The 10,464-nt window shown below is 69.6% G+C and carries 12 protein-coding genes; 3 read left to right on the top strand and 9 right to left on the bottom strand.

The window, feature by feature from the left end:
- The 3 genes from AC2W7C_RS08110 to AC2W7C_RS08100 all read left to right on the top strand — a co-directional run.
- A partial coding sequence (locus AC2W7C_RS08110; protein WP_486000978.1) for a M23 family metallopeptidase occupies positions 1 to 520 on the top strand: 520 nt, incomplete at its 5' end.
- Positions 466 to 585: a M23 family metallopeptidase gene (locus tag AC2W7C_RS08105; RefSeq protein WP_486000977.1), complete on the top strand. Its 120-nt coding sequence runs from the start codon at positions 466 to 468 to the stop codon at positions 583 to 585. The genes AC2W7C_RS08110 and AC2W7C_RS08105, both read left to right, overlap by 55 nt.
- Positions 569 to 1,120, top strand: coding sequence for a bactofilin family protein (locus AC2W7C_RS08100; protein WP_486000976.1), 552 nt, complete (start codon positions 569 to 571; stop codon positions 1,118 to 1,120). The genes AC2W7C_RS08105 and AC2W7C_RS08100 overlap by 17 nt, the downstream gene beginning before the upstream one ends.
- Before the next feature lie 168 nt (positions 1,121 to 1,288).
- Here the strand turns inward: AC2W7C_RS08100 and prfB are convergent.
- From prfB to AC2W7C_RS08055, 9 genes are all read right to left on the bottom strand, one after another.
- Positions 1,289 to 2,411, bottom strand: a protein-coding gene (gene prfB, locus AC2W7C_RS08095) for a peptide chain release factor 2 (RefSeq protein WP_486000975.1) whose coding sequence is annotated in 2 segments (ribosomal slippage) — positions 1,289 to 2,341 and positions 2,343 to 2,411 — 1,122 coding nt in all. Because the reading frame shifts where the segments join, the coding sequence is not laid out codon by codon here.
- A gap of 163 nt (positions 2,412 to 2,574) precedes the next feature.
- Positions 2,575 to 5,028 (bottom strand): penicillin-binding protein 1A, encoded by a 2,454-nt coding sequence (locus tag AC2W7C_RS08090; protein ID WP_486000974.1) that lies wholly within the window; start codon positions 5,026 to 5,028, stop codon positions 2,575 to 2,577.
- A gap of 10 nt (positions 5,029 to 5,038) precedes the next feature.
- Positions 5,039 to 5,305, bottom strand: a complete 267-nt coding sequence (locus tag AC2W7C_RS08085; RefSeq protein ID WP_486000973.1) for a putative quorum-sensing-regulated virulence factor — start codon at positions 5,303 to 5,305, stop codon at positions 5,039 to 5,041.
- A complete protein-coding gene (locus tag AC2W7C_RS08080) occupies positions 5,302 to 5,778 on the bottom strand; it encodes a 3'-5' exonuclease (RefSeq protein ID WP_486000972.1) in 477 nt (158 codons plus the stop codon). Before AC2W7C_RS08080 ends, AC2W7C_RS08085 begins: the two co-directional genes overlap by 4 nt.
- Before the next feature lie 54 nt (positions 5,779 to 5,832).
- Positions 5,833 to 7,305 (bottom strand): S41 family peptidase, encoded by a 1,473-nt coding sequence (locus AC2W7C_RS08075; RefSeq protein WP_486000971.1) that lies wholly within the window; start codon positions 7,303 to 7,305, stop codon positions 5,833 to 5,835.
- Positions 7,302 to 8,258: a serine hydrolase domain-containing protein gene (locus AC2W7C_RS08070; protein ID WP_486000970.1), complete on the bottom strand. Its 957-nt coding sequence runs from the start codon at positions 8,256 to 8,258 to the stop codon at positions 7,302 to 7,304. The genes AC2W7C_RS08075 and AC2W7C_RS08070 overlap by 4 nt, the downstream gene beginning before the upstream one ends.
- Complete coding sequence (locus tag AC2W7C_RS08065; protein ID WP_486000969.1) at positions 8,240 to 8,494, bottom strand: hypothetical protein; 255 nt, start codon at positions 8,492 to 8,494, stop codon at positions 8,240 to 8,242. The genes AC2W7C_RS08070 and AC2W7C_RS08065 overlap by 19 nt, the downstream gene beginning before the upstream one ends.
- 55 nt (positions 8,495 to 8,549) lie before the next feature.
- Positions 8,550 to 9,653 carry a helix-turn-helix domain-containing protein gene (locus AC2W7C_RS08060; RefSeq protein WP_486000968.1) on the bottom strand — a complete coding sequence of 368 codons (1,104 nt, stop codon included), beginning with the start codon at positions 9,651 to 9,653 and terminating at the stop codon, positions 8,550 to 8,552.
- A 94-nt stretch (positions 9,654 to 9,747) separates the two neighbouring features.
- The coding region (locus tag AC2W7C_RS08055) for an N-acetylmuramoyl-L-alanine amidase family protein (RefSeq protein ID WP_486000967.1) at positions 9,748 to 10,464 on the bottom strand (717 nt) is incomplete at its 5' end.

The raw sequence follows: 10,464 nt of genomic DNA, 5'->3' as shown, positions 1-10,464 counted from the left end.
AACCCAGCCGCTTACGCGCCTCGCGACGCCGCCCTGGGCGGCCGCTGATCGAAGCTCGCGACCCCCGCGCGCTGGGCGTGGTCCTGGACGTCGACCGAGGCCTTTCGCCGCCCGCATCCGCAAGGCCGCCGACAATCTGTCCGACATGCGCCAGCTGGCCGACGCCGCCGAGGGCCTACCGTTCCGCCGCCCGACCAGCGCCCGCACCACCTCCGGTTTCGGCATTCGCTTCGACCCCTTCAACGGCCGTCCGGCCGTGCATCAGGGCCAGGACTTCGCCGCCCCGCTGAACACCCCCGTGTACGCCACCGCTCCCGGAATCGTGTCTTTCGTCGGCGTGCGTTCAGGGTATGGCAACGTGGTCGAAATAGATCATGGACGCGGTTTCAAGACTCGCTTCGCCCATCTGAACTCCATGGCCGCCCGGGTCGCCAGCGCATCGCGCTGGGCCAGCGGATCGGCGCCATGGGCACCACAGGACGCTCCACCGGCGTTCATCTGCACTATGAAGTGTGGGTGAACGGCCGCCCGCAGAACCCCGCCCGCTTCATGAGAGCCGGAGACCAACTTGTTCAACAAGACTAAATCCCCCGCCCCGCAACCCCAGTCGCGTTCCGACAACGGCTCGGCCATTCCCCCGCTGCCGGACCTGCCCGCGCCGGGCGGTTCGTCCGCCGCAGCGCCCCGCGCCGCCGCGGCCCCCACGCCGTCCGTCTCGTCGCGCGGCCTGTCGACCCTGTCGTCGGATCTCCAGTTCGACGGCAACATCGCGGGCGGCGGCGATCTCCAGATCGACGGCTCCATCAAGGGCGACGTCCGCGTCGGCCGGCTGATCGTCGGCGAGACCGGCGCGGTCGAGGGCAATGTCTCGGCCGACTACGTTGAGGTTCGCGGCCGCATCGTCGGCGCGGTCGCCGGCAAGCAGATCAAGCTGATCGCCACCGCCTACGTCGACGGCGACATCACCGCCGAACAGCTGTCGATCGACATCGGCGCCTACTTCCAGGGTCGCGTGCTGCAGGGCCGCCGCGAGGCTCCGCCCGCGGCCTCTCCCCGCGCCCCGGCGGCTGCCCCGGCCGAGCCCGCGCCGCAGGTCATCGACATGAAGCCTTCGGCCTAGTTGGCTAGTGGCTAGTGGCTAGTGGCTAGTGGTTAGTGGCTAGTGGAAGGTGCGTCTTGGCGACCGACCTGCAAAGGAAAAGGCCCCGGATTCAGTCCGGGGCCTTTTTGTTCGGCCCATTGGCTGAAGAGGCGGATGGCCTGGCCACAAGCCACTTCGCAAGCGGCGCTACTCCACGGTCGAGCCTCTCGTCTCCCCCACACGCGCCGCCAAGGCCGCGCCCATGAAGTCGTCCAGATCGCCGTCCAGAACGCCCTGGGTGTCCGAGGTCTCGACGTTGGTCCGTAGGTCCTTGACCATCTGGTATGGCTGCAGGACGTAGGAGCGGATCTGGTGGCCCCAGCCGATGTCGGTCTTGGCGTCGGCCAGAGCCTGGGCGGCGGCCTCGCGCTTCTGCAGCTCTAGTTCGTACAGTCGTGCCCGCAGCATCTTCCAGGCCTGCTCGCGATTCTGGTGCTGCGAGCGGCCCGCCTGGCAGGCCACGACCGTGTTGGTTGGGACGTGCGTGAGGCGCACGGCCGAATCGGTCTTGTTGATGTGCTGGCCGCCCGCGCCGGACGCCCGGTAGGTGTCGGTGCGCACGTCCGCAGGATTGATGTCGATCTCGATGGCGTCGTCCACCACCGGCGACACCCCGATCGAGGCGAACGAGGTGTGCCGCTTGGCGGCGGCGTCATAGGGGCTGATGCGTACCAGCCGGTGCACGCCCGATTCCGACTTCAGCCAGCCGTAGGCGTTGGGGCCCTTCACCTGGATGGTGGCGGACTTGATGCCGACTTGTTCGCCGGCCTCCTCGGCCTCGACCTCGACCTCGTAGCCATGGGCGCGGGCCCAGCGGGTGTACATCCGCAGCAGCATGCCGGCCCAGTCGTTGGACTCGGTGCCGCCGGCCCCGGAGTTGACCTCCAGATAGGCGTCGTTGGCGTCGGCCTCGCCGGACAGCAGGGCCTCCAGCTCGGCGCGGGCGGCTCGTTCCTTGATGGCCTTCAGGTCCGCGCGCGCGCCTTCAAGGGCGGCCTCGTCGCCTTCCTCGTCGGCCATGTCGGCCAGCATCACGCCGTCCTCAAGGCCCTGCTCCATCTCCTTGACGGCGCTGACCTGGCTTTCCAGTCGCGAGCGTTCGCGGCTGACGGCCTGGGCCTGTTCGGGATCGTTCCACAGCGTCGGGTCCTCGACCCGCGCGTTCAGCTCATCGAGCTTCCTTAAAGCGACATCCCAGTCAAAGACGCCTCCTGAGCAGAGCGATGCTCTGCTCGATGTCGGCCTTCATGGCCTCGACATCCGGTCTCATCGCGAACTCCTGCGACATGAAGTGAGGCGCGGACATAGAGGTGTCCGCGCGGTTGGGGAAGGGGCTGGGGGGTGGTTAGCGACTGTCGCAGTCGACGCGGACAGGTCACGCCGAGGATTCCGGCGCTGATCCAGTCAGCCACTAACCACTAACCACTAGCCACTCAGTACAGCCCGCTCAGATCCTCCGCCGGCTCCTTCTTCGGCGGCGGGGGCGTGGTCGGGGGCGTCGGCGTGGTCGAGGGGGGCAGGCCGGCGGCCTCCTCTTGCTCGCGCCGGAGGACGTCGTTGTAGTTCTGCGGACCGGTCGGGATCTCGGGCGCCGGGGCGCGCTCCTCCTCGCGGCGGCGCTCGGTGCCGGGCCGGAAGGCCTCCTCGATGCCGTTCACCACCCGGAAGATCGCGTTCTTGGGTCGCACGAAGGGCCGCGCGGGACGCTCGCGCAGCGCCACCTGCATGAAGTCGGTGAACACCGGCACCGGCGTGGTCGCCCCCGTCTCGCCCGAACCCAGGGAGCGGTTGTCGTCGAAACCGATGAAGACCCCGACCACGATGTCGGACGAGAAGCCGACGAACCAGGCCGAGCGATAGTCATTGGTGGTGCCGGTCTTGCCGCCCACCCAGCGGCCCAGGCCGCGGGCGCTGGCGGCCGTGCCGCGCTGGACGACGCCCTCCAGCATCGAGCTGATCTGATAGGCTGTGATCGGATCGATCACCTGGGTCCCGCGCGGCTCCAGCCGAGGCGACTCCTGGCCGCTGAACGGCCGCCCGCACTCTCGGCAGCGGCGCTCGTCGGCGCGGAAGATGGTCTCGCCGTCGCGGTTCTGGACCATCTCGATCAGATAGGGGTCCACCCGTCGCCCGCCGTTGACGAAGGCGGCGTAGGCGGCCGTCAGCCTATAGGGCGTGGTCTCCCCCGCCCCCAGCGACACCGACAGGTTCGGCTGCAGATTGTCCGAGACGCCCATCTTGCGGGACAGGTCGACCACGTTGCGCATGCCGATGTCCTGGGCCAGGCGTACGGTCATGACGTTGCGCGACAGCTCCAGCCCGCGCCGCAGCGACTGCGGGCCGTAGTACTGGCGGCTGTAGTTCTCGGGGCTCCACCGCGTGCCGTTCGGGCCGCCGGCGAAGCTGATCGGTGCGTCCAGGACGATCGAGGCCGGCGTGTAGTCGCCCTCCAGGGCGGTGGCGTAGACGAACGGCTTGAACGCTGAGCCCGGCTGACGTTCCGCCTGGGTAGCGCGGTTGAAGCTGCTCAGGCCGTAGGAGTAGCCGCCGACCATCGCCAGTACCCGGCCCGACTGGGGCTCTATGGCCACCAGCGCGCCGTTCACACGCGGCACCTGCTTCAGCGCGTACTGGCCGCCCCGAGCCTCGACGAAGATCAGATCGCCGCGGCGCAGCTGGCGGTTGGCGTTGGCCCAGGCCGCGTCCTCGGTCAGCAGGTAGCCGGTGCGGTCGTCCCGCGCCGTCCGGATGCGCACGCTGTTGCCGGCCACGTTCTCGATCGCCGCGGCCTCCCAGGCCCGTCGCTCGGGCGCGCGGACGCCGCGCATCGCCGCCTGCTGCCAGCCTTCGGCGAAATCGGTCGTGCCCCAGGGACCGCGCCAGCCGTGGCGGCGATCGTAATTCTCCAGCCCCTTCATCAGGGCGTCGCGCGCCGCCGACTGCAGACTGGGGTCCAGAGTCGTGCGCAGATAGTAGCCGCCGCGGTTCACTTCCTCGCGGCCGAAGCGGGCGATCGCCTGGCGGCGCGCTTCCTCCACGAAGAAGTCGGCGTCGGCGTACTGGGCCCGTCGCGGCGCGTCCTGGGTGACCAGGGGGCGGGCTTGGCCGGCGGCGGCCTGTTCCCGGGTGATGAAGCCGCTCTCGGCCATCTCGCCCAGCACCCAGTCGCGACGCCCCTTGGCCGCTTCGGGATGCCGCTTGGGATGGTAGTTGTTGGGCCCCTTGGGCAGGGCGGCGAGGAAGGCCGCCTCGTCCGGCGTCAGCTGCTCCAGCGACTTGCCGAAATAGTTGTATGCCGCCGCCGCCACGCCATAGGAGCGATAACCCAGGAAGATCTCGTTCAGATACAGTTCGAGGATCTGCTGCTTGGTCAGGGTGGCTTCCAGGCGATTGGCGAGGATCGCCTCCTTCACCTTGCGGTTCAGGCTGGATTCATTGGTCAGAAGGACGTTCTTGGCCACCTGCTGGGTGATGGTCGAGCCGCCTTCCAGCCGTCGCCCAGAGACGGCGTTGAAGACGTTCTTGAACATCGCCCGCCCCAGACCCGAAACGTCGATGCCGCCATGCTCGAAAAAGTTCCGGTCCTCGGCCGCCAGGAAGGCCTGGATCACCGGTAGCGGAATCTGCTCGTAGGGCACGTAGATGCGTCGCTCGTCCGAGAACTCGCCGATCAGGGTGCCGTCGCCCGCATAGACCCGCGTCGCCGTCGCCGGGCGATAGTCCGCCAGCTCCGAGGCGTCGGGCAGATCGTGGAACAGCCAGGCGGCGTAGATGGTCACCACCAGCCCCGCCAGGGTGATACCGCCCAGCAGGGCGACGCCCGCCATCACGAACCAGCGTTCGGCGATCTTCACGCCCTTGATGTCGGAAAAGCGCGGCAGCGGCATGGAATCCGGTTTAGCCCGCGTCGGGACCATCCGCCAGAGCGCCCGTCGCCGCCGTCGTCCGACGCTCGATCTCCTGTCGCGCCGCGGCCACGACGTCGGCCTCCATCCCGGGCCGCCCGACCATCCATTGCAGATAGTCCAGCGGCGCCTCGGACCACGGCCGGCCGCGATGCTTGCCGAACGGCATCCGCTCCAGCCGGCGCGGCTCGCGCGTCCAGCCGATCATCTGCTCGACCGTAGCCTCCTTCAGAAGGTCGATCAGCAGATGGGCGGTCACCCAAGCGTCGGGCCCCGCCCGGTGCGCCGGATTGGCCAAAGCAGGGTCCAGATCCAGCTTGCGCCAGTACCGCAGCACCTGGTTCGAATGCCCAGGCGCCTGAGGCCAGACCGCCTTGGCCGACTGCACGGTGCAGATCCAGGGCACGCCGCCGACCGCCGTGTCGGCATGAACCCTCGCTCGAACCGCGCCGCGTGGGCCACCATCACGTCCGCGGGCTCGGCCAGGAACATCTCGCGCAGGGCGTACTCGTCGCAGTGCGGGTCGGCGTCGCTGAAATGGGCGGGCGTCAGGTGATGCACCGCCATGGCGTGCACCGATATCTCGCCTCTGGGCCGGAACAGCCTGGTCACCGGCGGCGACGCCCGCCACCCGCCCTCCCCATCGGGCGCGACGTCGACGAACCCGACCTCGATGATCTCCGAGGTCCGGTCCCCGCCGGTGGTTTCAAGGTCGACGACGCGAAGGCGCATGGGGCCGAAATAGGGGATGGCGTGCGGCGGCGCGAGGCTCCCTTCGCCGTCGGCCTACTCCAGTCGCCCGATCAGGCTCTCGAGGCCGGCCGTATCGGACAGGTCGCCCGACCACGGATGATCCGGAACCACCGTCTGGTTGTCGCCCCTCGCCCGCCCCCGATAGACCTTGATGGGAATGCGCGCGGTCACACGGCCGCTCGGGAGGGGGACGTCGCGAACCTGCATGTAGAGCGTGTCCGCCGAGGTCTCCTGCCCCACGACCCGAGCCCCCATGGCGCGGAACATGTCCACCGCGTCCAGACAGGCGGAGGCGCACAGATAGTCGGTCACGACATACGTCCGACCGCGGACCAGCGGGGGGCCGTCCGGGCGCGGCGGACGGACCTCGCCGCCGCCCTGCCTCCAAAGGGGCCGGCTCTCCGCCCGCGCCTGCGAAAGCCCCTCGACGACCTCGGCGGCGAAGGCGCGGATGGTCGGGTCATTGGCGAACACCACGTCGCGATAGTGGGTGAACAGGGTCTCGTTGCCCTCCGAAACCCGCCAGTCGGAGGCCTCGGAACGGGGGCCCAGGGCGTCGACATAGGCGTCGCCCCAGAGGATTCGCGCCAGCTTGCTGGGCCAGGCGGAGGACCCGCCGGCGTTGCCCCGGAGGTCGAACACCACCACCGGCGCGGCGCGGATGGCCTCGACGCGCGCCTGAACCGACTCCACAAGGGCCGTCAGCCGCTGGCCGTTCTCGCTGGCGGGGTCCACGTCGAAGGCGCCCAGGCCGATCCAGACGCCGCGATCCCAGTCCCGCAGTTCGATGGGGGCGAAATGCTGCGGGCTGATGGCCGCGGCGAAGGCCTGGTCCCGGACGGCGTCCGGCAACGGGCGCCAGGTCAGGTCGTAGGTCCGGCCGCCATCCACCAGAAACCGGCACCGCCGGGGCCGCTCGACATAGGGATTGCGCTGATCCACCAGGACGGTCGACGCATAGAGCGCCCGCCGCGAGCGCAGCATCCATCGTCCGGCCGTGATCCCCACGTTCTCCCGGGCCAGCCGATCGGCGGGACGGCCGTCGCAGCTGTCCAGCACGGCGCCGAGCGGGGGAGACGCCGGGTCCAGACGGAACACCACCTCGTGGCGGTCGCCGTCCCGCGCGTTTCGCAGGCCGGTGATGAACCCCGGCCATTCCATGCTCCAGACATGCCCCATCGGGGCGTGGTCGATCAGGGTCAGATGGCCGTCGTCGAACCCGGCCTGATACTGCTCCAAGGCGAAATACCACGCCTCGTAGCTGTCGGCGGTCCGCGCCCGTTCCAGCGCCAGTCTCAGACCTGACTCGAGGCGGGCGTTGAATCCCGGGTTCGCCTCATCCACCGGGCCGGGGTGATTGGCCGCCACCAGGTCGTGGAAGGCCTGGGCGTCCTCGCGAAGGGCCGCGCCCCAATCCGTCGGCGGGGCGTCCTGCGCCAGGGCCGCCCCGGCGGGCCCAAGGACCAGGGACAGCAGGGTCAGGATCGACCGAGCGCCACGGATCATCGGGCCGCGCCCTCCGGCCCGGCCCAGAAGGTCACGCCGTCATTGGCGAACGACCAGGGCACGCCGGTCTCGCCCAGGACGAAGGCGATCAGATGCGGAAACGCGGCTTCGGCCCGGACGTCGTTGGAAAGCAGGACGACGCAGCGCCGCCCGGCCTTGACGCAAACCCAGGTGTTGCCGGTGACGTCGTTGTGGCCGCCGCGCATGAAGGCCGGACCCTGAGGTCCTTCGAAGACGAGAAGGCCAAGGCTGGCGGCGAAGTCGGCGCGACGCTCGGCGACCGGGAGGTCCGGCTGGAGGACCGGGAACTGCGAGGCCGTGTGGATCGGCAGTTGGGCGGTGGTCATGGCCTGCCAGGACCGATCCGACAGGCCCCGCCCTGCGGCGAAGGCGGCGGCGAATTTCGAGAAGTCCTGGATGGTCGTGTCCATCGAACCCGCGGCGCGTGGCGCGCTCCGCTCGTCATGGGGCTCGGGCTTGCCGGCCAGATCCCACCCGTCGGCCAGGTTGCCGGCGAAGTCCTCGCGCCACATCATGCTGGTCCGGGTCATGCCCAGCGGCCCAAAGACCCGTCGCTGCATCTCCTGACCGATCTCCAGGCCCAGGCCTTCCTCGATCGCGAACTGAAGCAGCATGATCCCCGCGCCCGAATAGCTGTAGCGGCTGCCGGGCTGGAAATGGATCCGCAGCTTCCCGTCGGGCTCTAGGAAGCCGAAGTTCGCGAACCCCGAGGAGTGGGTCAGCAGCATTCTCGGCGTGAGCAGCCGCCAGCGATCGTCTCCCGCCAGATCGCTCCATCGCGCATAGCGGTCTTCGATGTCCTCGCCGACATAGTCCGGCAGGGGCCGAGGCAGCATCTCGCCGATGGGGCGATCGAGGTCGATCTGTCCCTCGTCGACCAGTTGCATGACCGTGTAGGCGAAAACCGCCTTCGTCAGCGACGCGCCGTACATGATGGTGTCCTGGCGCAGCGGCTCGCCGCCGCGTTGCGCTCGCCATAGGTCGAGACATAGGCCACGCGGCCGTCTTCGATCACGGCCAGAGCCAGCCCCCTCGCCCCCGTCGCCTGCATCGCCAGCGCGACCTCCCGGTCGATCGCGTCGGCCGAAGGCCTCGCCGGCCGTTCCTGAGCCGTCGCGCCTGACGCCAGGACCAGGCTCGCGACCATCGTCGCGGTGAATCTCTTCATGAACGCCTCCCGTTTGGCGCAGAAGGAGCCGGCCGCCTCCTTCCGTCGCCTCAGATTACGGCGTCCCTCGATTATTCGGATTCTGAGACGCCTCCCGCCAGGCGCTGGGGCTGACGCCGTACGCCGCCCTGAAGGCCCGGTTGAAGGTCGCCTTGGAGCTGAAGCCCGCCTCCTCCGCGATGTGGATCAGGGGCGCCGCGTCCCCCGCTTCGATGCGGCGGGCCACCTCGTCGGCCCTCATGCGATTGATCATCTCGTTGAAATTCATGCCCAGCCCGTCGTTGACGGCGCGGGACAGGTAGCCGGTGTTGGTGCCGAGCCGCCGGGCCAGGCCGGCCAGGGTCAGATCCTGTTCGCGCCAGCAGCCGGACGCCTGGGTCCTGTCGCGCCACCCGGCGCCCAGGGCGGCCCAATCCTGGCCCGGATCGACCACCGGCGGCGGCGCGGCGTCCATCCGGGGAAAGGCGCGCTCGGAACTGCGCCATCCCTGGACGCCGATGTAGGCGCCGAAGACAGCGAACCAGATCTGCATCAGGCCGGTGTTCATCTCGCTGATGAACCAGGTGTAGAGGCGGACGCCGAACAGCATGACGCCGGTAGCCAGCAGGGCGACCAGGACCTGGCCGATCCAGCGCGCGCCATAGCGGTCCGCGTCGCTGCGAGCCTGCGCCAGCCAGGTCCGATATCGACCCAGGAGCCGCAGGCTGGCCAGGCTGTAGGCCGCCAGGGACACCAGCGTCGTCACCTCGATCACCGGCTTGATCATGTCGTCGTGGACGGTCTCCTTCCAGACGAACCGCGTCTCCGCGGGAAGCAGGAGGACGATCAGCAGATAGGTCAGCAGAATCGCCGCCGGCAGCAGATGCAGGCCGACGCGAGGCGGAAGGCGGCCGCGGACCAGGCCATGGACATAGCCATAGACCGCCGGCCCCAGCGCCAGCGGAATCTTGAAGGGCGTGAAGGCCAGAACCGGCGGGACTTCGACCCGGCCGGTCCAGCCGAACACGTGGACCGAGGCCATGCCGGCCAGGACGACGAGGGCCAACGCCAGACTGCGGTTGGCGGCCGCGTTCCCCGACGAGAGCGACAGGGCGCAGGCCAGGATCAGACTCTGAACGCACAGGGCGATCAGGACGCCGCTCACCCAATCCAGTTGCATGTGACAGTCCGCGCCGATCGCTACCGGACTCTACAGAGCGCCTTCGGCGACCTTCGACAAGGTCGCGCGCGACGAGCGGCCGTCCCGCTCGTCCCTAGGGCTGCCCCGCCGCGTCGTTGGACGCCATCTGCAGCCCGTCCTGCGGCGCGGCGAAATAGCGGTCGATGGCTTCAGCCACCGCGCGCATGAGCCGGCGGCGCGCGCGGCTGTCGTTCAACAAGCGCTCGTCTTCCGGGTTGGTGATGAAGCCCATCTCCAGCAGCACCGCGGGTACGTCGGGGGCCAGCAGCACGGCCAGGCCGGCGTCGCGATGGCTGCGGCGCAGCATGGGTCGGTCGGCCTCCTCGAGCTCGCCCAGCAGGGTGCGGGCCAGTTGGGCGGAGCGGTTCTGAGTGGCGCGCTGGGTCATGTCCAGCAGGATGCGGTCCACCGAGGCGTCGCGCCCCGGCAGGTTCAGGCTGCGGTGCCAGTTCTCGCCGCGCGTGAACTCGCGCACCGCCCGTCCGGCGCCCTGTTCCGACAGGGTGTAGACCGAGGCGCCGCGGGTGGCGGGGTCGGCGCCAGCGTCGGCGTGCAGCGAAATGAACAGAGTCCGCGCCCGCGCCCGGGCAGCGGCACGCGCCGGTGCAGGTTGACGTAGGCGTCGCTCTCGCGGCTCCAGCCGCACGCGATACCGGCCGGACCGCTCCAATTCCTGCTTCAGCGCCAGGGCGGCGGCCAGGGTCACGTCGCTTTCCTTGGAGCGGGCGCCCTGGGCGCCGGGGTCGCGACGCCATGGCCGGCGTCGATGAAGATCAGCGGACGCTCGCGG

The organism is Brevundimonas sp. CURTG3B2_SDJG (assembly GCF_057364705.1).
This window is presented reverse-complemented; position numbering and strand designations above follow the sequence as displayed.

Excerpts from the sequence above, each read along its gene's own strand:
- AC2W7C_RS08105 (WP_486000977.1), top strand. The coding sequence starts at position 466 with ATGGGCACCACAGGACGCTCCACCGGCGTTCATCTGCACTATGAAGTG.
- AC2W7C_RS08090 (WP_486000974.1), bottom strand. The coding sequence starts at position 5,028 with ATGCCGCTGCCGCGCTTTTCCGACATCAAGGGCGTGAAGATCGCCGAA.
- AC2W7C_RS08080 (WP_486000972.1), bottom strand. The coding sequence starts at position 5,778 with ATGCGCCTTCGCGTCGTCGACCTTGAAACCACCGGCGGGGACCGGACC.
- AC2W7C_RS08075 (WP_486000971.1), bottom strand. The coding sequence starts at position 7,305 with ATGATCCGTGGCGCTCGGTCGATCCTGACCCTGCTGTCCCTGGTCCTT.
- AC2W7C_RS08070 (WP_486000970.1), bottom strand. The coding sequence starts at position 8,258 with ATGTACGGCGCGTCGCTGACGAAGGCGGTTTTCGCCTACACGGTCATG.
- AC2W7C_RS08065 (WP_486000969.1), bottom strand. The coding sequence starts at position 8,494 with ATGAAGAGATTCACCGCGACGATGGTCGCGAGCCTGGTCCTGGCGTCA.
- AC2W7C_RS08060 (WP_486000968.1), bottom strand. The coding sequence starts at position 9,653 with ATGCAACTGGATTGGGTGAGCGGCGTCCTGATCGCCCTGTGCGTTCAG.